The organism is Oligella sp. HMSC05A10, assembly GCF_001808335.1.
Lineage (GTDB): Bacteria > Pseudomonadota > Gammaproteobacteria > Burkholderiales > Burkholderiaceae_B > Oligella > Oligella urethralis.
The window spans coordinates 1-24,343 of record NZ_KV792894.1 but is presented as its reverse complement, the minus strand read 5'-3'; the positions used below and the strand labels follow the sequence as shown (position 1 = coordinate 24,343).

The following is a 24,343-nucleotide window of genomic DNA, read 5'->3' as shown; positions in this document are numbered from 1 at the left end:
GAATTAGATTGATTGACAGCCTCTACTCAAAACTGATCACGCTGTTATTAAAATAAGATGGTAAATCGTTAATATCGATTTTACCCTTTTGAATCGCATCGGCTCCGATTAAAAACTGCCGTGCGCTTAGCGCCCCGCCTCTATAACCCGTTTCATAATTCAACTGATTAATCTGTGTATCGAAGTTTCTTTGAAATTTACCTGATATCCATAAAAAATAAAAGTTATTCGCTGGAATATGCTCATTAAATGAGCGCCACCATAATGACTGATTCCTCTTCGGGTCTCTTTTCTTGTTATCTTCGATATAGCGGAACATTTTATCTGCCTCAGCTCTACTCCTCGAATAAACACCTTTATACGCTTTAGTGTCAACAATGATGCCGAAGTTTTGATTAAAGGCTATACCATCGGGCTTTAAACCACCTCCTAAATGGATAGACTCTAATTGATAGTAATCCTTAAAAACCTCTGCACTTAAAATTTCTAAATCCCGATTTTTGGAGCCATCAAAAGCTATTTCTAATATTGAAATATGTCGTTTGCTGAGAGCCGTATTTTTGTAAAAATATGCTTTCTCTTTCTGTAACGCAATATCAGAAATCTCCTCAGTTACTTCAACTATTGGAATATCAAAATCTTTGATCTCGTCCAATAATTTAATTCTATCCGAATCAAGCTCTATTCTTAAGCCAAAATTAATTAAACCCTCGATATCCAGGTTCATGATGGCCGGCTCTGTATAAAATCCAAGATATTGCATCCGTTTTATAATTTCGTTTGCAGAGCTCGTTTTTTGTAGGTTTTTAATAAGATGCGCTCTCCTTGTCCTTATATAATCGACGCTAGAAACATCAGTAGCCAAAAACTCCCACATTAGAAATTTTGCTTGTTTTTTATGCCTTGATTTACCAAGCGACTGATTATAACGGTGAATACCCTTTGCAGTAATACTATACTTTTGAAAGAGCGCTATCCCTTCTTTTTTTACTGATTGCGTTTTCACAAGACCTAACTTGTTCAGCCAACTACAAATCATTCGTGCATACTTGTCACTCGTCCCCTCCACATTCGAACGTATTTTTGTCCGCTCCTTAGGGTCAGTTTCTTCCATCAAATAGTCCAACATCACTTCTTCACCGTACGAAGTGAAGCCACTTTCACCTATAAAACCCAAACGGTTGCCAATATAAAACTTATTTTTTGGTTCATTAGCATCAGATAAGAGCTGTAGCACTCTAGTTGCAGGAGGATATGACAATAAGGCTGTAATTAGGATGTCTTGTTGCTCTTCTGAATCATTGTCGGACTCAGAAAACTGCTTGCCTAATTCAGTTATTTTAAAGCTGTCATTCTTGCGGTCTACTTCTACAAAGTTAAGACTAACTGCCCATCTAAGAAAGCCATCTGAAGTCCAATCGTCAACATATGCTTTTGCTGTTTTTTTATGAGTTTGTGGCAATAGTGAAATCTGTATCAGTCCATTCGCTACCGCATCAGCCCTTTTCCCTGCTCTCTCATTATTTTTATTACGGCTGCTGCCAACAAGCTCTGCATATGTAAACTCCTCAACAGCATGATTAAACTTTTCTTGTAAAGAGCTTCTTAGCTGAGGGAAATAAATTTTTTGATTAATCCAATCGTCTCTTAATAATTGATAATGTCTTGAACGATTATCGAAAATTTGTACAGTGGTTTTGAGCTTATTAAAATCCGATGGATTTTGAATCCAACCATAAGTTCGACGTTTAAAATTAATAGACATGGACATAACACAAAAGCAGCTTTAAAGGTTCAAACTAATTTCTTATTCAACAAAGCAACGGTAACACTATATGGTCACCTAGCAATCATTATGCCTTTAATTGTATTTAATTATTAGCTTATTTTAAGCTTATCTGAATGTGTGCATCATGGCTCTAAGGGTAATACTCTCTTTTTCAAAAGCTGCATCAAAGCAAGTCGAAATGCATATATAAATTAATGCACCTATTACCCATCTTTTATACCCACACCTACTCTGTCGCAACGGCAACCACCCTAGGGGAGTATTACCCAAGCCCTCCTTCGAAGACTTGGGCTTTAAAGCTAGTCATTTGATGGCTGTTTAAACGGCCATTGCTTCAACGATAGGTTCTTTATTTTGTTGAAACCAAGCTAACTGCTTCTGCAAACTAACCACCTCACCAATCACTATCAATGCTGGACGAGGCACTTCAGTTGCTAGCTGAACTAAATCACTCAACACACCGAGTCTGACCTCTTGCGCTGCCGTGGTACCGCGACTAATAATCGCTACCGGCGTATTAGCGTCACGACCATGAGCAACTAATTGCTCCTGTATCACCGTCGCTTTCAACGTGCCCATATAGATCACCAAGGTTTGCTGACTCTTGGCCAAGGCCTGCCAATCATTAGCGTCATGATCCTCCGTACCATGGCCACTAATCAAAATAGCGCTATGTGCAAGCTCTCGATGAGTTAAAGGAATACCTGCATAAGCCGTGGCGCCGAGTGCCGCACTAACACCGGGCACCACTCGATAAGGGATCCCTTCAGCAGTCAACACCTGCGCTTCTTCACCGCCCCGACCAAAGACAAAAGGATCGCCACCTTTGAGACGAACCACGCGTTTACCCTCTTTGGCTAATTTCACCATCAATGCGTTGGTATTTTCCTGAATCACATGGTGCGCGCCAGCACGTTTACCGACATTCACCCGATCTGCATCACGACGCACTAACTCTAGCACCTCAGGTGAGACTAGGGCATCATACAGCACGACATCTGCGGCTTGTATCGCTTGTAAAGCCTTTAAGGTCAGCAAACCCGCATCGCCCGGACCCGCCCCCACGAGCACCACCTCGCCAAGCGGTTTTTTCTTCTGATTAATTTGAGCCTGCAATAGCGTCTCACGCATAATTTGATCAGCGCGTTCCTCGTCGCCCACCTCAATGGTTCCGCTTAATGGACCGATAAAGATTTCTTCCCAAAAATAACGACGCTTAGCAAGAGTTTTAAGCGTACGTCTCACCTCTTGGCGCCACTTCTCAACAAAGCTCGCCCCCCTGCCGATATGTTGAGGCAAAATGCGCTCAATCCGCTCACGCCATAAACGTGCCAACACCGGTGCCGTACCGCCACTACTGATCGCAACTTGTAAGGGGTGCCTATCGATCACCGCAGGCGTAATATAAGAACAATGCGCTGGACTATCCACCACATTGCAAAGTTTAGACCGAGCCTCTGCTGCTGCAAAAACACGTTGATTTAAGGCCTCATCATCGGTTGCCGCTACCGCTAAATACACTGGCGCTAAGAGTTCAGGAGAAAACTCCTTGCCCAGATACTCAATGGTGCCCTCTTCTTGCCAACACACAAATCGCTCAGATAACTCCTGCGCTACGACTTGGATGCGTGCGCCGGCTTTTAATAATGCGAGCGCTTTACGCTCAGCCACGACACCAGCCCCAACTAAAAGCACAGGTCGGTTCTGTAAATTCACAAAAAGTGCAAAAAAACTTGGAGAGTCACTCATAACAAACGCTTAATCATTTAAATAAAAAACAGACTCTTCATTAAAGGACAATTTTTCTCTAAAACAAACGAATAAAAAACTCTATGCTTAGTCAATTTGGTTATATGCCCCTCAGATATAAAGCCTGTTATTAAAGGCCAAATGATACTTTTTACATAGTTTAAGATTAAATAATATGCTTATTAGCTTAAAACCAAATGGCATATACACAGGCAAGCGCTGATCAAGCCTAGCTTATGATTTAAAGGTATATGGATAGAAAAAATAAGTCTTTTTAATCTTGAAGTGCCTGTTGCTAGACTGAATGACACCCAAATTAACACGAATGTATTTCGGTAAATAGCTATGTTTAATCAGCAACTATGGCACGTTCCCATGGTGAGCGAAGCCATTTTTAAACAATTGCCCCTGCTGCAAGAGGAGCTTCAAGAAAATTTGCGCCATATCGCCACCAGCCATCATGACGTTCGCTTTGCGTCTAGTTTAGCGATTGAGGATATGGTGATCACAGAAGTGATTGCCCGTCTTAAACTGCCAATTAAGGTGTTTACCTTAAACACTGGCAAATTACACAAAGAGACGCTGGAACTACTGGCTGCCATCAATACGCGCTTTCCAACACTACAAATCACACAGTACGAGCCAAAAGAAGAGGCGCTTCGTGACTTTGATCGTAAGCATGGCATCCATTCAATTTACGAAAGTCTTGAACAGCGAAAACTCTGCTGCCACATCCGCAAAATCGAGCCCCTGCAACGTGCACTCACAGGTGCTGATGCCTGGATCACCGGACAGCGTCGGGCTCAATCAACGACTCGCAGTGAGCTCGCTTATGAAGAATGGGATGAGCAACGAGGCATTGCTAAATTCAATCCACTTTATGCTTGGCGTGAGGACGCCGTTTGGGGCTATAGCAAAGCCCACAAGCTACCACTAAATAAACTCTACGAAAATGGTTACCCCAGTATTGGCTGTGAACCGTGTACCCGCCCCATCAGACTACATGAAGACATTCGCGCCGGTCGTTGGTGGTGGGAACAACAAAACAGCAAAGAATGCGGTCTCCACCAACAACAATAATTAATTACATCAGTAGGATGAACAACCATGTTTATTGATAATCAACATTTAAATGACTTAGAAGCGGAATCGATTTATATCATTCGCGAAGTCATCGCTGAGGCCAACCATCCGGCCTTGTTATTTTCCGGGGGTAAAGACTCTGTCGTGCTTCTTGCCTTAGCCGTCAAAGCCTTTCAGATCCCTGGTCGTCCCTTGCGTTTACCTTTTAAATTACTGCACGTCGACACGGGTCATAACTACCCCGAAGTGATTGCATTTCGCGACCAAACCGTGGCCGAACTACGCGCCGATTTAGTGGTTGCGCATGTGGAAGACTCGATCAAAAAAGGGACCGTGGTGTTACGTCATGAGACCGACTCTCGCAATGCAGCGCAGGCCATTACCTTACTTGAAGCCATTGAAACTCACGGTTTTGATGCACTGATGGGTGGCGCTCGACGTGATGAAGAAAAGGCTCGTGCTAAAGAACGTATCTTCTCCTTTAGAGATGCGTTTGGTCAATGGGATCCCAAAGCGCAACGACCCGAACTTTGGGACATATACAACATGCGCCTAAACCCAGATGAAAGCATGCGAATTTTTCCCATCTCTAACTGGACTGAACTGGATGTTTGGCAATACATTAAGCGTGAACAACTTGCCTTACCACCGATTTATTACGCTCATCAACGTGAAGTCGTCAACCGTAACGGTCTGCTCGTACCAGTTACTCCACTCACGCCAAAACGTGAGAATGAAACCAGTGAGCTTCGCTCTGTACGCTTTAGAACAGTAGGTGATATTTCATGCACCTGCCCAGTAGCCAGTCATGCACTTAGCGCCGCAGAAATCATTGCTGAAACGGCGAGTAGCACCATTTCAGAACGCCGTGCCACCCGCTTGGACGACCAAGTTTCTGAGGTGGCCATGGAAGAAAGAAAGCGCGCGGGTTATTTTTAAATTGGAAGGTCAGGTATGTCAAACAATTCTCTTTTACGCATTATTACCGCCGGCAGCGTGGATGACGGTAAATCCACCTTGATCGGTCGTCTTTTATACGATAGCCATAGCCTGATGAGCGATCAAATAGCGCATCTGGAAAAAAGTCATGATGCCACCAATAACAGCTTGGATTTTGCTCAATTAACTGACGGTCTAGCGGCCGAGCGGGAACAAGGCATCACGATTGATGTAGCCTATCGCTACTTTGCCACACCTAAACGAAAGTTTATTTTGGCAGATACCCCGGGGCATGAGCAATACACCCGCAATATGGTCACCGGTGCGTCAACAGCCGATGTTGCCATTCTCTTAATTGATGCAAGTCGTTTAAACCTAAACCAGGCAAATATCGAGCTGCAAAGACAAAGCAAAAGACATAGTGCGCTGTTAAAGCTGCTCGCGACACCAACGATTATCGTGGCCATTAATAAGTTGGATTTACTAAATTACGAGGAGACGGCTTTTCATCAAATCGTTGATGCCTATAAAAAACTAGCCGCACAAATTAACTTAACCGCCAGCTTACACTTCATCCCCATCTCAGCGTTGCACGGTGAAAACATCGTCACAAGCAGCGCTCAAACGCCGTGGTATGGTGGACTTGCCCTATTACCTTTATTAGAAAGCCTACCGAGTAAAAAGCAAGCCCAAGACGACAGCATTCAACACAGTCTATTTCCGGTGCAACGCGTGCTGCGACAAGACGGTAGTGCCCTCGATGATTTCCGCGGTTATCAGGGCCGTTTAAACGTCGGCACCTTACGCATCGGTCAAGAAGTACGCGTGGAACCTCAAGGTCAACGCAGTCGCATCAAAGAAATTTTTGGTCCTAACGGATCCCAAGATGAAGCCCACAGTTCTCAGGTTTTAACCATCACCTTAGAAGATGATATTGATATCTCTCGCGGCAATACCCTAGTCGCCGCTGACCATCCAATTCAAGCCAGTCGTTCTATTCGCGCGCATCTTGCCTGGATGGACGATAAACCACTGAATCCGGCTCGCCGCTATTGGTTAAAACATGGTCACCAGTCCGTTTACGCCAAAATTAAGCACTTGGATTATCGATGGGATGTCAATAACTTAGCTCGCGAAGAAAACATCGACCAGCTCGCGATAAATGATATCGGCCAAGTTCAACTATCGTTACAACAAGCCATTACCGCTACCCCCTATGCCGATAATCAACTGAGTGGCGCCTTTATTTTAATTGATGAGGCAACGAATAACACGGTTGCTGCTGGCATGATTAACCAGCTGTTAGACCAATAGGAGCAAGAATAACATGCTTGATCAAGCACCACAATCAGTCATAGGGAGCAATAACCCTCCGCTGACATACATTATCCAACAACTTACGACCCTGGATCCGACTCAGTTAGCTTGGGTTTCTGGCTACAGCTGGGCTCTCAGTCAACAAAACACGAGCTTAAATAACGGCGATAATTTAAACGGCATCAATGGTATCAGCCCTCCTGAGACCCTAGCGCCTAATGTAGCCATCGACGCTGTCGCGCCTGCAGAAGAACGACGGATTTTGATTTTATCGTGTTCTCAAACCGGCAATGCCCAAAGCGTTGCCAAGCGTTTATTTGAACAATTACAAGGCCTTCATGCCGACATTCGTTTTGTGTCGGCCAACGATTATCGCAGCCGTAGCTTAGTCAGCGAAGACATTGTGCTGTTAGTTACCTCAACTCAAGGTGAAGGTGAGGCACCGGAAGAAGCGGTACCGTTGTACAAATTTATGTTCCACAAAAAAGCACCGGATTTGAGCGGTGTCAGCTTTGCTGTATTAGGTCTTGGCGACTCAAGTTACCCTAAATATAATCAAGCGGCCAAAGACTTTGATAAGCAATTTGAAAAGCTAGGGGCGAAGCGCTTAGTTGAACGTATGGACTGTGATCTGGACTTTAGCGCTCAGGCTAACGAATGGCGCAACGCAATTGAAAAGCAGCTAAAAACCTTGCTGATCGATACCCCGAGCAATGGCACTACCGAGCATACCGTTACCACTAGCACGCCCGTAGAACAAGGCCAACACTATGGCAAAAGCAATCCCTACCGGGCCGAGCTATTGACTAAGCAGCGCATCACGACGGAGCAGGCGAATGAAGTCATTCATTATGAAATTGACCTTGGCGATTCCGGTATCAACTACCAAGCAGGGGACGCCTTAGGCATCTATTTCTCAAACGCCGAACGCCTAGTCGATGAGCTCTTAGACTTATCCTCAATCAATGCAGATGAGCTCATCCACCTAGCCGACGGTACCGAAACAACGATCAAAGATGCGCTTATCAATCACCTTGATATCACGGAAACCACACCACAATTCGTGCGCGCTTACGCCGAATACCTAGCCAGCACGGACAATCAGGCGTTGTCTGCTATCGTGGCAGACTCCACCACGCTGAGCGAATTTATTCAGGCCCGTCCGCCGGTATTTATTATGGCTGAACACCCCATCCCACTGAAGGCACAGCAATTGCACGACTTATTCAGACCGTTAACGCCAAGACTCTACTCCATTGCCAGTTCACAGGAGGAAGTGGGTAATGAAGTGCACATCACTGTCAAAACTGTACGCTTCAACAAGGATGATACGGCTTATCAAGGTGCAGCTAGTGGCTTTTTGGCTGATCAACTCGAAGAAGGTGATGAGGTCAACGTTTATATTGAACCTAACCGCAACTTCCGTCTCCCTGAAGAGGGTGAAACCCCCATTATTATGATTGGTGCAGGCACCGGCATCGCCCCTTTCAGAGCCTTTTTACAGGAGCGTCACGCCAAAGGCGATGCTGGCCAAAACTGGTTAATTTTCGGCAATCAACGCTTTACGGAAGACTTCTTATATCAAAACGAATGGATTCAGTTAAACCAAGCCGGCTTTTTGCACAAATACGATTTTGCTTGGTCGCGCCAAGGCGACAAAAAAGAATATGTTCAACACAAACTCGCTCAGCGTAGTCGAGATGTTTGGGACTGGCTACAACAAGGTGCGCATATTTACCTCTGTGGTGACGCTAACCGCATGGCTAAGGACGTAGAAAACACCTTAATCGACATTATCAGCCAGGAAGGAAAACTATCCCTAGACGATGCAGAGGACTATTTAAATGAACTCCGCGAAGAAAAACGCTACCAACGCGATGTTTATTAACTTAACAACAAAGCATTTAGGATATTAACAATGAGTCAACACAAGTTTACAGAGGACGATCGCCTAGTCGTTGATGGCCCTCTCTCAGATAACGAACGCTTAAAGGAGCAAAGTGACTATCTCAGGGGTGGCATTGCCGATGACCTGCAGGATGGCTTAACGGGTGGTTTTAGAGGCGATAACTTTCAATTAATTCGCTTCCATGGCATGTACGAACAGGACGATCGCGACATCCGTGCCGCTCGACTAGAGAAAAAACTAGAACCCAAAAAAAACGTCATGCTAAGATGCCGCTTGCCAGGCGGTATCATCACACCCAAGCAATGGCTAGGGATCGATGAATTTGCCACTCAGCATACGGACTACGGCAGTATTCGCATTACCAATCGTCAAACCTTTCAATTCCACGGCGTCTTGAAAGACGATATTAAGCCAATGCACCAATGGCTCCACCAATTAGGATTAGATTCGCTAGCTACGGCCGGCGATGTTAATCGTAATGTGCTTTGCACCTCGAATCCAGTCGAAAGTGAGTTACACCAAGAGGCCCATGAATGGGCTAAAAAGATTTCGGAACATTTATTACCCAAAACCAATGCCTATGCGGATATTTGGTTAGATGGTGAAAAGCTCTTTAGCACTGAGCACTCAAAACCCACAACCCGTGAGGCCAAGGATCCTAATGAGCCGATCTTAGGAAAAAGCTATTTGCCGCGCAAATTCAAAACCGCCGTGGTTATCCCACCGCACAACGACGTGGACATCCATGCCAATGATATGAGCTTTGTGGCCATTGGGGACAATGGCAAACTGATTGGTTTTAACCTCTTGGTTGGTGGCGGTTTATCTTTTGAACACGGTAATACCAACACCTTCCCTGAACTTGCGTATGAGGTCGGTTTTGTAAAACTGGATGATGTGCTTAAAGTCGCCGAGTCGGTTGTCACCACACAACGCGACTGGGGTAATCGTAGCGACCGCAAAAACGCTAAAACCCGCTATACAATCCAGCGAGTTGGTCTTGAGCGCTTTATCGCTGAGGTAGAAAAACGTGCCGGTATTACCTTTGGTGAGCTGCGACCATACGAGTTTACAAGTCGTGGGGATCGTATCGGTTGGGTAGAAGGGCTTGATAAAAAATGGCACCTTACGCTCTTTATTGAAAATGGGCGTTTAATAGACTATCCAGATCGCCCGCTTAAAACCGGCGTGCGTAAAATCGCCGAAATTCATACTGGCGATTTTCGCTTAACGGCCAACCAGAATATCATTGTCGCCAATGTCTCAGCAGCACAGAAAGAAACGATCGAAGCTATCGCTCGCGAACACGCCTTACTGCTTGATAGCGTAACGCCTCTACGCAAACAAGCCATGGCTTGCGTCTCCTTGCCGACTTGCCCATTAGCCATGGCTGAAGCGGAGCGCTACTTACCATCCTTTATCGATACGCTAGACGGTATTATGGCTAAGCACGGTGTGGCCGATGAAACCATCATCACGCGGATCACTGGCTGTCCGAACGGATGTGGTCGTGCCATGCTCGCTGAAATCGCCTTAGTCGGCAAAGCGCCTGGTCGCTATAACTTGCATGTGGGCGGCAATCTGATCGGCACACGGATTCCTAAACTGTATAAGGAAAACATCAGCACCGATGACATTATCGAAATCATCGATGGCTGGGTCAAGGATTGGTCTGAGCACCGCTTGGATAACGAATGCTTTGGCGATTTTGCGATTCGACGTGAGATTGTAAAGCCGGTCATTAATTCAGCCAAGGACTTTTGGGCGGCGAATTAAACAACCCACATAGTCATAGCACACATCAAAACATGGTCCATACTTCTTTATATGAGTATGGACTATGTTTTATTTTTAGTAGAGCTAATTAAGCACGACGTATTTAGTAACTAGCTTCCCATTTCTTGACTTCTTCCGCTTGCTCACGTGCATAGCCGAACTGCGCTCAGACTCGACCAGCGGTTCACGATAATCACGCACCAAAAACATCTCGATTTCCAGACGAGCGATGGCGTAACTGATGGATTTAACGACTTTATAGATAGCGTTCAATTCATTGATTTAAAAGAAAATGGCTCGGCTATCCTGACTAAAACGATGAATACAGGAAAAATGACCCCCCAAAAGATTAGATTATTTTAGGTCTAACTTTTGGAAGTCACTTCAAAAGGCCCTCTTTTTAACCCTATTTGGATCGTAAATGCTTTAGTATAGGTAAAACAAAAGGAGCTCTAAGACACCATCTCGCAGAAACGTTGTCTCACATTCCGACTATTTGCCAGCTTTACCCAGACTACATTCATTTAGCTATCACAAAATATCTCTAAAAGAAAATGCAACGTATTCATGTTAAAAACCATTAACATGAATAAAACTCATGCTAAATTGAAAAACTATCATTTTCTTTTATCGCTTAAAACGAATATGATTTAGCTATTGATTTTTTCACTCATGCTGAGGCATGAGGACGCTTTTTAGAGGTATTACATGTCTTTATTCCGATCCTTGCCCCCTTTTCGTGCAGATGTAGTGGGCAGCTATTTACGTCCAACCGCTTTAAAACAAGCGCGTCAAGCCTTTGAAAAAGGTGAATTATCCGCCAGTGGGTTACGTGAAGAAGAAGATAAAGCCATCCGTCACAGCGTACAAAACCAGTGTAATTGCGGTCTACACGTTGTTACCGATGGCGAGTTCCGTCGCACCTGGTGGCACTTTGACTTTTTTGATGGGCTTGAGGGCGTTGAGCGCTACGACGCCGACGAAGGCATTCAGTTTTCTGGCATACAAACTAAATCACACAACGTTCGTGTCATCGGCAAGGTCAAGTTTGGTGATCACCCCATGCTTAAAGACTTCGAGTTCTTAAAATCACTCGAATCCGGCGCCACCCCTAAAATGACTATCCCCAGCCCAAGCGTTTTGCATTTTCGTGGCGGCCGTAATGTAGTCAGTCCAGACGTTTACCCCGATTTAAACGAGTTTTTCGACGATTTAGTGCAAACCTACCGTGATGCGCTCACTGCGTTCTATCAAGCAGGCTGCCGCTATCTACAGTTAGATGACACCGTTTGGGCGTATCTCTGCTCCGAAGAACAAAAACAAATTGTGCGCGATCGCGGCGACGACCCCAACCAACTCGCTAAAATCTACGCCGATGTTTTAAACCGCATCCTCGAAGGCAAACCCGATGACCTCGTTATCAGTCTACATGTATGTCGCGGCAACTTCCGCTCTACATGGATTTCTTCGGGTGGTTATGAACCCGTCGCCGAACTGCTCTTTGGCACCGTCAATGTGGATGCCTTCTTCTTAGAGTACGACAACGATCGCTCTGGCGATTTCCGTCCTTTGCGTTTTGTAAAACCGGGTAAGCAGCAGGTGGTATTGGGCTTAGTCACCACTAAAACCGGCGAGCTTGAAGACAAAGAATTAATTAAAGCCCGTATTCAAGAAGCCTCACAATATGTCGCCCTGGACCAACTTTGTCTCAGCCCTCAGTGTGGTTTCTCTTCCACCGAAGAAGGCAACAACATCACTGAAGCCGAGCAAGACGCCAAGCTGCGCTTTGTAGTAGAAGTCGCTAACGAAGTTTGGTGCACACCCAACAACTAAACCCCAGCGGTTTAGCGCTATTCGCTACAGCAAAGAGCTCTTCGGAGCTCTTTTTCCCTTTTTCACAGCAAATCCCTATTTCGTGAACTGAGCCGTACGTTGCTATGAACTCTTCAACCACTCCTGCCCCTCTCACCTTACGTCAACATTTAGACGCTGCCTCCATGAGCACCTTGCAGTGGCGTGCCATTGCTTTATGTTTTTTAATTAATGCCATCGATGGCATTGATGTCCTTGTGATGGCGTTCACCGCTTCAGCGGTTTCCAAAGACTGGGGGCTAAATAACGTCGTGCTGGGTTGGTTGCTCTCGGCAGGCATTATTGGCATGACGGTGGGATCTGTGTTTTTAGCCCCACTCTCAGACCGCTGGGGCCGTCGTCCCATGGTCTTAGCCAGTTTGGTCGCAGCAGGGGCGTTTATGGTGGTGACTGAATGGGTACAAGATCCATGGACACTGGGCGCTTTGCGCTTTCTGACGGGCATAGGCATTGGTTGTAGCATTGTGAACGCTAACGTGCTCACTAGCGAATACGCCAACGCCAAGTGGCGCGCTCTGGCGATTGGTTTGCAATCGGTGGGTTTTGCCCTAGGCGCTACCTTGGGCGGTATGCTGGCGGCCTATCTGTTAAAACACAGCGCTTGGCAGGACGTGTTTGTTTGGGGCGGTATCTTAACGTGGACCACAGCCTTGTTAATTGCCATTGGCCTACCCGAGTCCCTCGATCAGCTCTTACAAGGACGCCACCCTAAAGACAAACAACGCGCCCAGCGCCTCCTGCAACGCATGGGGCAAGCTCAACTTCCTGTGTCGGCCACCCCAACCCCCAGTCTGAAACCCAACGCTTTACAAGCGCTGCGACTTTTGTGGAGCCCCGGTGCAGTACGCACTTGGTTACTGGGCGGTAGTTTTTTTACCTTAATGTTTAGTTTTTATTTTGTCACCAGCTGGACCCCTAAACTACTAGAACAAGCCGGTCTTTCTGCTGACAAAGGCGTAGCCGGTGGCGTCCTGCTGCATGTGGGCGGTATGCTGGGCGCGTTGGCTTTGGGCTTATTAGCCAGTCGCTGGCACTTACAGCGCGTGGCTCAATCATTAATGGTATTAGGCGTCTTCGCGTTGTGTACCGTCATTCCAGCCACTAACTGGTCCCTGCCCGCCGCCATTGCTCTAGGTATTGCCATTGGTTTTTTAATTAATGGATCCATTGCCGGACTGTATGCCACCACCCCGCAAAGCTTTGAAGCCGCTACCCGTAGCTCGGGCGTCGGCATGGTGCTTGCTTTTGCACGCCTAGGCGGCATGGCCTCGCCGGTAGTAGCCGGCCATTTGTTGGAAGCCAACTGGTCTGTTAGCCATTTATATTGGTTGTATGCGGGAGCATTACTACTGGCGGCAACATTTTTACAGCTATTTTTAAAAACACAGCCGCGCCATGCCTAAGGACGGGTGCGAGCGATGCTGGTTGTATAATCCAATCCAGTCCGCTAACACTCGCTTAGCATGCTGTATGATCTCAAAACGCTGACGATAGACACATTGCTCTTTGAGCGTACGAATAAAGCGTTCGCCATGCTATTCTGTTGAGGGCAATGTGGCATGATAAACTCCTGGCGCAACCCGTAGCTTCTAAGCAACGACGTATCATGCTGTGAGGTAAAGATTAAGCCCTTGTTTGAGTGCAAGGTGAGTGGTCTTGTGACCCGTCCTAATGTCCCAAAACGATTAACTCTCGATGATGGCAGTCAATCACGAGCACTAAGCTTGCCAAACCATCACGACCGGTCCACACGCTGCAAAGGGCTGTAGCCCGCCGTTCCTTAAGAGACAGCTAGGACTGCTCATAATAGACAGCTTAGGCTGCTTCCGCTAAGCTATGCTTTAGTAATCACAATAGAAACCTAAGGAGACTGCTATGACGGCTACCCCTCGTATGAGCAATTTATTTTTACAACTCGGCTTAGACGCCAGTGATGAAGCGATTGCTGAGTTCATCAACAAGCATCAATTAGCGGCTGATGTGCATATCGTCGATGCTCCGTTTTGGAACGAAGCTCAGCGTCAATTTATCGCAGAAAAACTGGCTGTTGATGGCAGCTGGACAACGGTTGTCGATCAACTCAATGAATCCCTACACGAAGATGCGGTTAAACGTCAAACCGGTTTAGATTAAGCAAGCTCAGCAATTAACTGCATTCGTTTAAACTTAATCTGACACCTCGGCCATTAGTGGGTAGTTGTATCAGCGACAAGCCGAGTTCAATTTAGCTACAAACATATTCCGTGGCAGCTTTTGCATAGTTTTAGTCTTTCTCTGCCATTTGCATATATAAACGACTGCCATAGAATGGTTAGTACAACTCAAGTCAGATACATAGCAATCTAGACTAAAAAAATAGTGCCGCATTAAAAATCGATAGCGGCAATTACAGGAGACATCACTTAGGCTTAGCGCAACCAGCGCTAGTCTTATGGCTAACATGCTTTTAGGATTGGCGCCTCAAGTAGTCGCTACAGCTTACAGCTAAGGCGTATCGGTCACGGCATAGCAGTGGCTATTATTGTGGAGGAACTCGCATCATGAATCACCAAATCGCAAGAAAAAACACCATCAACGAGGCGATTAAAAGAGCTATCAGGAAGTTTTCTGATAAAGAAGCCATTGCCTTTGACGGCCGCCGTTGGACTTATCAGCAAATGGACATCGCCATCGATCATATTGCTAGCTATTTGCTTGAGCAAGGCTTCAAGAGCGGTGATCATATTGCGGCCTACGGCGCTAATAGCGATGCCTATGTCCTACTGTGGCTAAGCTGCGTACGCTTAGGTATTGTGCATGTGCCAGTCAACTTTGCACTGACCGCCAAGGAGTTAAAATACATCCTCAAACAAAGTGAATCCGTCGCTGTCTTTTATGACAAAGACTTAAGCAAGACCGTTGAGTCATTAAAAGATGAGCTGCCCAATATGCGCCTCTATGGCACAATCCATGGCAGTGAAACTGCGCATGATATTCTCAACATCGCACTAAACAAAGCAGCCCTTGAGACCCCACTAGAAGACAGCGCCTTGTATCAGCAAGCAGTAGACTTCAATGCGCAATCAGCAGCTCAAATCCTTTATACCTCAGGCACCACCTCACTACCTAAAGGCGCTTTATTAAGCCATGAGGCCTTTTTAGCCGAATATATGAGCGCCATTTATGCCTTAGAATTCAATAGCGAGGACCGCCACTTAGCCGCCTTGCCACTGTATCATTCAGCGCAAATGCATGTATTTTTAATGCCAGCCCTACTGACCGGCGCAGAAAATATTATCATTAAATCGCCTAAACCAGAAATCTGCTTCAAGCTCTTTGTGGACGAAAAGATTAACACTTTCTTTGCCGCACCCACCGTGTGGATCTCATTGTTGCGACACAGCGAATTCACACCAGAGCATTACACCAGCCTACGCAAAGGCTATTATGGTGCCTCCATCATGCCTTTGCCCGTCTTACAAGAGCTGCGCAAGCTGCTACCAGCGTTACGATTTTTTAACTGCTATGGCCAAAGTGAATGTGCGCCCTTAGTGTCTTGCCTCTCTCCTGAAGATCATGAAATCGCCCCCGCATCTGCTGGTCGCCCTGTACTTAATGTCGAGACTCGCATTGTCGACATCAATATGCAGGACGTGCCATTAGGCGAAATGGGTGAAATTGTCCATCGCACCCCACACTTAATGACTGAATACTGGAACAACCCTGAAGAAACCGATGCGGCATTCGAGGGTGGTTGGTTCCACTCCGGTGACCTAGGTTATATGGATGAGCATGGCTTTATTTATATCGTCGATCGCATTAAGGACACCATCAATAGTGGTGGCGTATTAGTTGCCAGCCGCGAGGTTGAAGAATGCCTTTACAAGCACCCTGCCGTAGCTGAGGTAGCCGTGATTGGTCTTGATGACGAAAAGTGGGTTGAGGTCGTCTGCGCTGTCGTCACGCTCAAAGAGGGCAGCCAAGTTAGTGCGGAGGAGCTCATCGCCTATGCCAGACAGCACCTAGCACCTTTTAAAGTGCCCAAGGCCGTACATTTCAAAGACGATTTGCCACGCAATGCCTCTGGTAAATTATTAAAACGCGAACTGCGCAAAGAGTTCAAAGGCCTTGAAAACGCCTAATCACTAATCCAAAAACCCAAACTTTCCTGTGATCGTTTGGGTTTTTTTATGCCTGGCAATTGACTCATAATCTAGCGACAGCGCCATGGGCACATCAACGCCAAAAAATTAAGCACCAGCTGCCAACTGAGACTAGGAGAAATTAGCTTGACGCTTTTCCATAAAAGCAAGTATGCCTTCTTGCGCATCCCCTTCGGCCGCACTGTCAATAATCAATTTTCGTTCTAGGCCTAAATGATTTTTAAATGTCCGTTGAGTGATCGAATGATCGAGCAAATGCTTTACCCTAGACATCGCTTTGGCGGAGCCACCACGAAACGCCTCTACCAAACGCTGGGCTTGCGTCAACAAATCAGCATCTGGATAAACCCCATCAACAAGCCCCAGATTTAAACAAGCCTGTGCATCGAGGGTTGAATTAGAAAGCAATAACTGCCTCGCACGAAATGCGCCAACGCGATTTGCCAACAACCAGGAACTACCTGCGTCAGGGGATAAACCAATGGCCGTATATCCACAACGCAACTTCATGGACTCTGCGGCCAATACAAAATCAGCAATCAAGGCTAAACCAATTCCAGCACCACCTACGGCACCATTAAGCGCCGCTACAATAGGAAGATGCGAGGCCTCTAATTGCGCTAGCGCATTGTGCAAAGGCTCAGTGATGGCAGCAACAAAACCGGATAAATCATCTCGTTCCTCTATAAACGACTGTATATCACCGCCTACGCAAAAATTCTTGCCAGATCCGGTTAACAAGACCACTCGCACCGATGAAGTATTCACAATCTGATTGACTGCATTCGCAAAGGCCTCAACCAGCGCCATATTAAGCGCATTGCCATGATTCGCTCTATTCAAACGAATCGTTGCAACGCCTGCATCAATATGACAATGAAGCACTTCACTGCTCGGTGGAAGATTATTATCTGCGGTTGTCATGTTGTCTCCTAAATACTCTTGTTTTTACTAAGGGGTGCTCTTATGCAAGCATATTTTTGTACATATATTCTCATGCTTTCAACACATCTCATCACATTTTTTTTCGCTAAAGTATAGCCCTAAGCAGTTAAAACCGTCTGTTTACGATAGGCACCAGGTGCACTACCGGTCCATAGTTTAAAGGCCCGATTAAATGCTGCCGGATCCTCGAAACCCAGATTAGTACCGATCGTTGCGATAGGGGTATCTGTTTTATTTAACAACTCAATCGCAACATCCCGCCGCAAATTATCCTTGATGGTTTGAAAGGTTGTGCCTTCTGCAGCAAGGCGCCTAGCTAGGGTTCGGGGCGATATATGATGAACTAATGCAACATCGCTAACGGTTAAATTTTGATCTAATCTGCCTTGCAAATAGTGACGCAACTGGTGCGTGTGTGGTCTGTCATTGGGTGAAAAATAAAACCAGTTAAGCGGTGCGTTGCGTATAAATTCATTTAACACAGCTGGATCCTGACGAATTGGCTCACGCAAATAAGCCGCATCCAAGTAAAGCGCTGTTATCTTTTGATCAAAGACGATAGGACCGGGATAAAGCTGATCGTATTCTGACGCATGGCTTGGCTTAGCAAAAGGAAAAGCGATACGTTTAAAGGGTATTTTGCGTCCTATTAACCACGATGAAACGCCCTGCACCAGCATCAACATCAACTCGAGTGTCAGTATGCGTGTATGGCCTAAATCCTTTTTTTCTTCGAGCTCTATTTTAATGATCCCCTTTGAACTGGTTTTGACCTTAAATTCCACATCGTCAAGCAGTAGATAGAAAAAATTTCTAAACCGATTAAGCGCCACACCCAGATCCGGGGCATCTAACATCACCATGCATAAGTATTTAAGCGTGCCGTTTCGCAAAGGCCGTGAAAAAAGACCGGGCGTCTCATCGTTGAACTCAATCGCAATCATACGATAGAGCTGAGCGAATTTGCTCATACTAATGCGTGTACCCTCACAGTCCAACAATGCCGGTGAAATCCCAATTTTGGCCACCCACTCCTCACCGTTACTTGTGTACTTTGAGGCACCAGCGAGCAGGGCATTCACAAAACGTACGGAAATGGTCTGGATTTCCATGGCCTATCACCCCAATTTACGTGTTTATTTAAAAGAATGACTTAGCAATTAGGCAAATCAACTGAGTTCATTTTACATATAAACATACTTCGTGGCAGCTTTTGCATAGTTTTAGTCCTTCCCTGCCATTTGAATATATAAACGACTGCCATAGAATGGTTAATAACAACTAAGGTCAGAAACATAAAAATAGTGCCGTATTAAAAATAGATAGCGGCAACGACAGGAGACATTGCTAACGCTTGATGAGGTCACAACAACCCTGAAAGATAGGCCCTCAAGGCCCCACCAAGAAGAGACAGAGGCTATCTACGCCACTTAGCTTTTAAATGACTTTAACTATTTATATTTAACTGAATAACAGCCTCTTAGTGCTGTTCTAGGGTGCTTGTTGCCTGCATTTTGTGACATGCAGCAACACCAAGGGAGTATAGCCATGCAATTTGAATTAACTCAAGAACAGAAGCAAATACAATCGTTGGCACAACAATTCGCAAACAACGAAATAAAACCCATTGCCGCTCAAGCAGACCAAAACGCACAGTTTCCCATGTCTATCTATGAGAATGCCTTTTCTCTTGGCTTATTAAACTCATCACTACCACAGGAGTACGGGGGTGCAGGTCTAGGTTGTATGGAATTGGTGCTGATCACAGAGGCACTTTGCTATGGTTGCTTAGGCATCGGTGCCGCCTTATGTATCAACTCCCTTGCCTCTGAGCCAATCTTAATCGCTGGTACTCACGAACAAAAAGCAAAGTACCTAAGTCGCCTGACGTCGGGGGCGATGGCAAGCTTCGCGCTAACTGAGCCTTCAGCCGGCTCTGATGTCGCATCGATAAAAACCAAGGCAGACAAGGTTCAGGGCGGCTATCGATTAACAGGTAGCAAAATATGGATATCCAACGCCAATATGGCTGAGTTTTTCGTGGTCTTTGCAAAAACCGATCCTCAAGGTGGCTATAAGGGCTTATCTGCTTTTATCGTACCCGCCGACACAGAGGGACTCTCGGTAGGTGCCCCGCTGTCCAAAATGGGGCAAAAGGCAGCGCCCGCGTGCGAAGTATTTTTGGATAATGTCTTTGTACCAGACGAGCAATTGTTGGGCGAAGAAGGCAGTGGCTTCAACATCGCAATGAAAGTGTTTGACCGCTCAAGACCGATGGTAGCCGCCTTTGGGGTTGGCTTAATCCAGCGCTGTCTTGATGAATCTCTTGCCTATGCCAGAGAACGTGAATCAATGGGTAGACCGTTGATAGCACACCAAGCGATTGCACACAAGCTAGCAGACATGCGCATGCGCTTAGAGACTGCCCGTTTGCTCACATACCAAGCCGCATGGCGTTTAGATAATGGTCTTAACAACACAATCGAAGCATCAATGGCCAAGGTAAATGCCGCTGATTCAGCCATGTGGGCAGCCACAGAAACCATACAAATTTTTGGTGGTATGGGATATTCAACCGAGTATCCGGCCGAAAAACTTTTCCGTGATGCCAAAGTATTACAAATCTACGAGGGCACTTCCGAAATCCAGCGCAATATCATCGCACGTGAACTAATGTAAATTGTCATTTAAAGGGTAATAATATGAGTAAAATTCATTCTGATGAAGTGGTTATTCTAGAGGCTGTACGTACAGCATTTGGTCGTCGTGGCGGCGCTTTGAGAGAAACACGCCCAGACACCATGTTAGCAACTGCGCTTAAAGGGCTTATCAGTCGTTCTGGCCTACCAAGCAACAGGGTAGGTGATGTGTTAGCAGGTTGCGTCAGCCAAGCCGGTGAGCAAGGGGGCAATATCGCTCGCCAAGCTTTGCTAGTTGCAGGCTTTCCTGAAACCGTACCTGGTGTCAGCATGAATCGCATGTGTGGCTCTAGCCAATACGCCATCCATGCGGCAGCCCAAGCGGTAGGTATGCAAGATATGGATTTTGCTATCGCTTGCGGGGTCGAAAGCATGAGTCGCGTCCCTATGTTTCTTGACTTAACTTTAGGACAACATGATTTTACCGGCTTCGACAATTTGCATCCGGACTTATTAAAACGTTTTGATATTCCGCATCAAGTAGAAAGTGCGGAGCTGATTGCAGAGCATTGGTCTTTAACTCGGACGGAATTAGATGATTATGCAGTAGAGAGTCATAAGCGGGCTAAAGCAGCGCGTGATGCCGGCTTACACTCTGAAATCGTGCCATTGCAAGGCGTGGATAAAGAGGGCAATCCCCTCACCCTAGATTACGATGAAGGCATCAGAGACACCATTGATAGAGCCCGCATGGATGCGATGGCACCGGTTTTTAGACCCGCTGATACAGGTAAAATAACCGCCGCCAATGCCAGCCAGATGTCTGATGGAGCCGCCGCAGTTTTAGTTGGTCGTTATGGTCCTGCCTCTGAATTAGGACTCAAAGCTAAAGCAAAGTTTTTAGCTAGAGTTGTGGTGGGCTCCGATCCCATCATGCAACTCACCGGTGTGATACCTGCCACACATCAAGCCTTAGCCAAAGCCGGGTTGAGCATTAAGGATTTAGACTGGATCGAAGTAAACGAAGCCTTTGCCAGTGTCGCCCTTTGTTTTGAGCGTGAATTTAAACCTGATACAACCATTCTTAACCCGTGGGGTGGCGCCATCGCTCATGGTCACCCTCTAGGCGGCACAGGCGCTGGTTTAATGGCCAAAATGCTCTCGGGACTACGCCATGTCGATGGCGAGCTAGGTTTACAAGTGATGTGTATTGGTCATGGCATGGCAACGGCAACGATCGTACAGCGCTTGGATTAAGGCCATGATTAGTTAATCACGGTCATCAGCAAATCATGCGTAGATGAGCCATGTTAAATCAGACACATACTAAAAACCTCAACCCCAGGTTGGGGTTTTTTGCTTTTCTTAACAAAACATAAAATCTGTAGATAGCTTCATGATAGACATGTTAAACCGCTTCCGCTAAGCTATTCTTTGGTAATAAAAACGCTAAAGCTAAGGAGAATTTATGACAACACCACGTATGACGAATCTGTTTTTACAGTTAGGCTTAGATGCGAGCGAAGAGGCGATTGCCGAGTTCATTGCTAAGCATCAGCTGGCGGCCGATGTAGAGATTCAAGACGCACCCTTCTGGACAGATGGGCAGCGTCAATTTATTCAGGAAAAGTTGGCAAGTGACGGTGAGTGGGCACCCATTGTGGATCAATTAAATGAGGCCTTACACGAAGATTCGCTAAAAACACAAAATTAAGGAGATAAAAGCCAAGTCGTTTGATGATCGAGTCGGATGTGGCTTAGGCCACATCCGACTCACAGAGCCGTGGGTACGGGGTCCGTAACGATACTCACACTTAACGCCTTCAGTATGATCCGCTGAACAGCCTAGGCTTAGCAAATCAGTGACACTTCTGGGGTGAGCATCAAAGTAGCAATGCGGGTAGGTTGCAACTAGTTGTGTAACTATATAGCTCTAGACAATCTACTACGGAGAACTAAACTCCTCCGCCATACAGATTCTGATTGTGCTCAGAATTATTATCATTATCACCAAAATCGGCGAAATAGTCTGAGTCAAAGAACGACAGGCTTTCTAGCTCCTCCAAACGAATAACCACTCTAAATTTTGATAATTTAGAAAAGCTATCTGTTTCTAGAATGTTTTTCTTCTGGTAAATCGAATGATAATTATGATCTATAATCATTCGAAGAGTATCTTTGTCTCTGTGTCCACTGAGATAAGGAATAATTACAATATTATCTATATCCTCTCTTTCGAACTGTTCACTCTCAATAATTCCTATATAAACTTTGCGAGATTTTAACGATATCCTTAATGGTGTTTGTGTTTCAGCCGCTTCAAGGATTATGTTTAATACAGCGTCTTGATTTTTAAACGACTCCTTCCACGCTTGTTTATTTGCTTCATCAATATGCTTTTGGTAATAGTAAAAATATGAAAAGCAGATAACTAAAACATCAAAAACATAAACCTTTCGATACACATCAAAACTAAGAATACGATAAACAAACGCATAAGGCTTAATCTCTAGCTCAATAAACAACTCGACCAGATAAACCAAGGTAGCCAATATATAAAGCGGCATTACAGCCACTGAAAGGGTAAGCAATAAACCTGGAATTAAAATTTCTATCCCATTTTTTGCTAAATGAGCATACGCTTCCCAACCTTGGTTGCGCCTCAGTGTTATCTTGCCAAAAGGTGTCGAAGTCAGCTTAAGATAGCCAAAGCATAAAACCACTAGAATAAAAACTAGCCACACCTCTTTTTTTCCTATCTATATATCAATACATTTAAGAGTGATTGCTTTTATTTATATCAATTCGAGCAAGCGCCTCAAGTTGATGTGTAATTTTTCTTTGTACTTTTTTATTGGCTAAGTTGAGCGATATAGAACCATTATCGTGGTATAAAAGCGCTCCCGCCTGATGCTCAGACGTTCTTGGTGTAGTAGGAATCAATTTTGAAGACAGCTTATCTGCTAATTTTATTAAGAAATTAGTCATTACAGCCTCCATAATTAAATTAGATATACAGCAATAAGCTATTTATAATACCCTTTGATTCTAACATAGTTAATAAAAAGCAACTAAGGGTCACGGACTTTTTTATCTAGCCTATTGAGCGCTAAGATAGTTTGCCTAACCTAATTTTCTTTATCTTTGCTTTTTGCTTACAAGGTTCTTTGTGTAATGGCTTGTTCGTTGATGCCTTGCCGGTAATCTCCCCTCAAAGCCGGCGCTGCTAAAAACAGCAGGCCGGACTTTTATCTTATGGTCGTAACGTTTAGTTAAGGATATTAAATCCACCATCTACATAAATATTGCCACCAGTGATTGCTCGTGAACCATCACTCGCTAAAAACACACTTAAGGGTCCAACATCATCAATGTTCACGGCCCCCATCGGCGCACGCTGTGCATTTTCCTCAACAAGTGCATCAAAACTGGCAATCCCTGACGCAGCGCGAGTCATAATCGTTCCGGGAGAAATGGCATTGACTCGGATACCCTGTTCACCCAACTCATAAGCAAGATAGCGTACTGTAGACTCTAAGGCTGCTTTGACGGGCCCCATAATACTGTAATTAGGGACAACCTCCTGCCCTCCCAGGTAACTCATCGTCATCAAGCTACCACCGTCTTTCATCAAAGGCTCAGCCAAGCGTGCCATTCGTATGAAAGAATGACAAGAAATATCCATCGCCTGCAAAAAACCCTCTAATGAGCTATCAACGACCCGTCCGTGAAGATCTGCTTTAGGTGCAAACGCAATTGAATGAAGTAAGAAGTCAAGCTTGCCCCAACGCTGGCTAACTTCCTCAAACAATGCTTCCAGCTGTGATTCATTACTCACTTCGAGAGGCAACTGAATCTCAGCATTGAGCGACTGCAACAAAGGCTCTACATAAGGTCTTGCCTTATCGTTGAGCCAAGTGCCTCCCAATGTTGCGCCTGCTTCACGCATGGCTCTGGCACATGCCCAAGCAATACTATTATCATTGCTAATACCAAGAACTAAACCTTTCTTCCCTTTTAACACATCCTATCCTTTTATAAACAGGCAAAAGAAGCACTATGCTCTTTACCACCTAATCAGTAATTTAAACAATTCTGCAGCGTGTATATCACGATACGATGATTGTAAAGTAAAAGGGTTTCATAAATATCGAGTAGGGTGAGGTTTGCACCTCATCCCTCT

The 24,343-nt window shown here is 45.5% G+C and carries 20 protein-coding genes; 12 read left to right on the top strand and 8 right to left on the bottom strand.

Features of this window, described 5'->3' with window-relative positions; genetic code table 11:
• Positions 1-22 precede the first annotated feature (22 nt).
• Together HMPREF3144_RS04330 and cysG are read right to left on the bottom strand one after the other, a co-directional pair.
• Positions 23-1,771, bottom strand: a complete 1,749-nt coding sequence (locus HMPREF3144_RS04330) for a restriction endonuclease FokI recognition domain-containing protein (RefSeq protein ID WP_070476614.1) — start codon at positions 1,769-1,771, stop codon at positions 23-25.
• Between the two features lie 336 nt (positions 1,772-2,107).
• Positions 2,108-3,538 (bottom strand): siroheme synthase CysG, encoded by a 1,431-nt coding sequence (gene cysG, locus HMPREF3144_RS04325; RefSeq protein ID WP_070476612.1) that lies wholly within the window; start codon positions 3,536-3,538, stop codon positions 2,108-2,110.
• Between the two features lie 345 nt (positions 3,539-3,883).
• Here cysG and HMPREF3144_RS04320 point away from each other — a divergent pair, with 345 nt between their 5' ends.
• From HMPREF3144_RS04320 to HMPREF3144_RS04290, 7 genes are all read left to right on the top strand, one after another.
• Complete coding sequence (locus tag HMPREF3144_RS04320; RefSeq protein ID WP_246823884.1) at positions 3,884-4,618, top strand: phosphoadenylyl-sulfate reductase; 735 nt, start codon at positions 3,884-3,886, stop codon at positions 4,616-4,618.
• Positions 4,619-4,645: 27 nt separating this feature from the next.
• Entirely contained in the window at positions 4,646-5,560 is a 915-nt protein-coding gene (gene cysD, locus HMPREF3144_RS04315) for a sulfate adenylyltransferase subunit CysD (protein ID WP_018026697.1), read from the top strand.
• Positions 5,561-5,575: 15 nt separating this feature from the next.
• Positions 5,576-6,874 (top strand): sulfate adenylyltransferase subunit 1, encoded by a 1,299-nt coding sequence (locus tag HMPREF3144_RS04310; protein WP_018026696.1) that lies wholly within the window; start codon positions 5,576-5,578, stop codon positions 6,872-6,874.
• A gap of 13 nt (positions 6,875-6,887) precedes the next feature.
• On the top strand, positions 6,888-8,765 hold the full coding sequence (locus tag HMPREF3144_RS04305; RefSeq protein ID WP_070476608.1) for an assimilatory sulfite reductase (NADPH) flavoprotein subunit: 1,878 nt from the start codon (positions 6,888-6,890) through the stop codon (positions 8,763-8,765).
• 30 nt (positions 8,766-8,795) lie between these two features.
• On the top strand, positions 8,796-10,562 hold the full coding sequence (gene cysI / locus HMPREF3144_RS04300; RefSeq protein WP_018026694.1) for an assimilatory sulfite reductase (NADPH) hemoprotein subunit: 1,767 nt from the start codon (positions 8,796-8,798) through the stop codon (positions 10,560-10,562).
• Positions 10,563-11,270: 708 nt separating this feature from the next.
• Positions 11,271-12,395 carry a cobalamin-independent methionine synthase II family protein gene (locus HMPREF3144_RS04295; protein WP_070476606.1) on the top strand — a complete coding sequence of 375 codons (1,125 nt, stop codon included), beginning with the start codon at positions 11,271-11,273 and terminating at the stop codon, positions 12,393-12,395.
• A 104-nt stretch (positions 12,396-12,499) separates the two neighbouring features.
• Entirely contained in the window at positions 12,500-13,837 is a 1,338-nt protein-coding gene (locus tag HMPREF3144_RS04290) for an MFS transporter (RefSeq protein WP_018026692.1), read from the top strand.
• Here HMPREF3144_RS04290 and HMPREF3144_RS11790 read toward each other — a convergent pair.
• Positions 13,811-13,906 carry a transposase gene (locus HMPREF3144_RS11790; protein WP_239660530.1) on the bottom strand — a complete coding sequence of 32 codons (96 nt, stop codon included), beginning with the start codon at positions 13,904-13,906 and terminating at the stop codon, positions 13,811-13,813. The two genes, HMPREF3144_RS04290 and HMPREF3144_RS11790, sit on opposite strands and share 27 nt — an antisense overlap.
• A gap of 403 nt (positions 13,907-14,309) precedes the next feature.
• Between HMPREF3144_RS11790 and HMPREF3144_RS04285 the strand changes: the two genes are divergently transcribed.
• Complete coding sequence (locus HMPREF3144_RS04285) at positions 14,310-14,567, top strand: DUF2789 domain-containing protein (RefSeq protein WP_018026691.1); 258 nt, start codon at positions 14,310-14,312, stop codon at positions 14,565-14,567.
• A 407-nt stretch (positions 14,568-14,974) separates the two neighbouring features.
• Positions 14,975-16,555, top strand: coding sequence for a fatty acyl-CoA synthetase (locus tag HMPREF3144_RS04280; RefSeq protein WP_070476604.1), 1,581 nt, complete (start codon positions 14,975-14,977; stop codon positions 16,553-16,555).
• 132 nt (positions 16,556-16,687) lie between these two features.
• Here the strand turns inward: HMPREF3144_RS04280 and HMPREF3144_RS04275 are convergent, their stop codons facing one another.
• Complete coding sequence (locus HMPREF3144_RS04275; RefSeq protein WP_048767495.1) at positions 16,688-17,500, bottom strand: enoyl-CoA hydratase/isomerase family protein; 813 nt, start codon at positions 17,498-17,500, stop codon at positions 16,688-16,690.
• Positions 17,501-17,619: 119 nt separating this feature from the next.
• Positions 17,620-18,633, bottom strand: coding sequence for an AraC family transcriptional regulator (locus tag HMPREF3144_RS04270; protein WP_070476600.1), 1,014 nt, complete (start codon positions 18,631-18,633; stop codon positions 17,620-17,622).
• Positions 18,634-19,069: 436 nt separating this feature from the next.
• Between HMPREF3144_RS04270 and HMPREF3144_RS04265 the strand changes: the two genes are divergently transcribed.
• The 3 genes from HMPREF3144_RS04265 to HMPREF3144_RS04255 all read left to right on the top strand — a co-directional run bounded on the left by HMPREF3144_RS04265 (position 19,070) and on the right by HMPREF3144_RS04255 (position 21,874).
• Positions 19,070-20,200, top strand: a complete 1,131-nt coding sequence (locus HMPREF3144_RS04265; RefSeq protein WP_018026687.1) for an acyl-CoA dehydrogenase family protein — start codon at positions 19,070-19,072, stop codon at positions 20,198-20,200.
• A 23-nt stretch (positions 20,201-20,223) separates the two neighbouring features.
• A complete protein-coding gene (locus HMPREF3144_RS04260; protein ID WP_070476597.1) occupies positions 20,224-21,417 on the top strand; it encodes a thiolase family protein in 1,194 nt (397 codons plus the stop codon).
• A 211-nt stretch (positions 21,418-21,628) separates the two neighbouring features.
• Positions 21,629-21,874, top strand: coding sequence for a DUF2789 domain-containing protein (locus HMPREF3144_RS04255; RefSeq protein WP_036559693.1), 246 nt, complete (start codon positions 21,629-21,631; stop codon positions 21,872-21,874).
• 241 nt (positions 21,875-22,115) lie between these two features.
• Here the strand turns inward: HMPREF3144_RS04255 and HMPREF3144_RS04250 are convergent, their stop codons facing one another.
• The 3 genes from HMPREF3144_RS04250 to fabI form a co-directional block, all read right to left on the bottom strand.
• Entirely contained in the window at positions 22,116-22,904 is a 789-nt protein-coding gene (locus tag HMPREF3144_RS04250; RefSeq protein ID WP_052043644.1) for a hypothetical protein, read from the bottom strand.
• A gap of 31 nt (positions 22,905-22,935) precedes the next feature.
• The gene (locus HMPREF3144_RS04245) at positions 22,936-23,148 is read right to left on the bottom strand and encodes a hypothetical protein (protein WP_036559696.1); all 213 of its coding nucleotides are present in this window, start codon (positions 23,146-23,148) and stop codon (positions 22,936-22,938) included.
• A 280-nt stretch (positions 23,149-23,428) separates the two neighbouring features.
• Entirely contained in the window at positions 23,429-24,184 is a 756-nt protein-coding gene (fabI, locus tag HMPREF3144_RS04240; RefSeq protein WP_070476595.1) for an enoyl-ACP reductase FabI, read from the bottom strand.
• Positions 24,185-24,343 lie beyond the last annotated feature (159 nt).

Excerpts from the sequence above, each read along its gene's own strand:
- HMPREF3144_RS04305 (WP_070476608.1), top strand. The coding sequence starts at position 6,888 with ATGCTTGATCAAGCACCACAATCAGTCATAGGGAGCAATAACCCTCCG.
- HMPREF3144_RS04255 (WP_036559693.1), top strand. The coding sequence starts at position 21,629 with ATGACAACACCACGTATGACGAATCTGTTTTTACAGTTAGGCTTAGAT.
- cysD (WP_018026697.1), top strand. The coding sequence starts at position 4,646 with ATGTTTATTGATAATCAACATTTAAATGACTTAGAAGCGGAATCGATT.
- cysI (WP_018026694.1), top strand. The coding sequence starts at position 8,796 with ATGAGTCAACACAAGTTTACAGAGGACGATCGCCTAGTCGTTGATGGC.
- HMPREF3144_RS04285 (WP_018026691.1), top strand. The coding sequence starts at position 14,310 with ATGACGGCTACCCCTCGTATGAGCAATTTATTTTTACAACTCGGCTTA.
- HMPREF3144_RS04310 (WP_018026696.1), top strand. The coding sequence starts at position 5,576 with ATGTCAAACAATTCTCTTTTACGCATTATTACCGCCGGCAGCGTGGAT.
- HMPREF3144_RS04280 (WP_070476604.1), top strand. The coding sequence starts at position 14,975 with ATGAATCACCAAATCGCAAGAAAAAACACCATCAACGAGGCGATTAAA.
- HMPREF3144_RS04330 (WP_070476614.1), bottom strand. The coding sequence starts at position 1,771 with ATGTCCATGTCTATTAATTTTAAACGTCGAACTTATGGTTGGATTCAA.
- HMPREF3144_RS04260 (WP_070476597.1), top strand. The coding sequence starts at position 20,224 with ATGAGTAAAATTCATTCTGATGAAGTGGTTATTCTAGAGGCTGTACGT.
- HMPREF3144_RS04290 (WP_018026692.1), top strand. The coding sequence starts at position 12,500 with ATGAACTCTTCAACCACTCCTGCCCCTCTCACCTTACGTCAACATTTA.
- HMPREF3144_RS04245 (WP_036559696.1), bottom strand. The coding sequence starts at position 23,148 with ATGACTAATTTCTTAATAAAATTAGCAGATAAGCTGTCTTCAAAATTG.
- HMPREF3144_RS04320 (WP_246823884.1), top strand. The coding sequence starts at position 3,884 with ATGTTTAATCAGCAACTATGGCACGTTCCCATGGTGAGCGAAGCCATT.
- HMPREF3144_RS04265 (WP_018026687.1), top strand. The coding sequence starts at position 19,070 with ATGCAATTTGAATTAACTCAAGAACAGAAGCAAATACAATCGTTGGCA.
- HMPREF3144_RS04275 (WP_048767495.1), bottom strand. The coding sequence starts at position 17,500 with ATGACAACCGCAGATAATAATCTTCCACCGAGCAGTGAAGTGCTTCAT.
- HMPREF3144_RS04295 (WP_070476606.1), top strand. The coding sequence starts at position 11,271 with ATGTCTTTATTCCGATCCTTGCCCCCTTTTCGTGCAGATGTAGTGGGC.
- cysG (WP_070476612.1), bottom strand. The coding sequence starts at position 3,538 with ATGAGTGACTCTCCAAGTTTTTTTGCACTTTTTGTGAATTTACAGAAC.
- HMPREF3144_RS04270 (WP_070476600.1), bottom strand. The coding sequence starts at position 18,633 with ATGGAAATCCAGACCATTTCCGTACGTTTTGTGAATGCCCTGCTCGCT.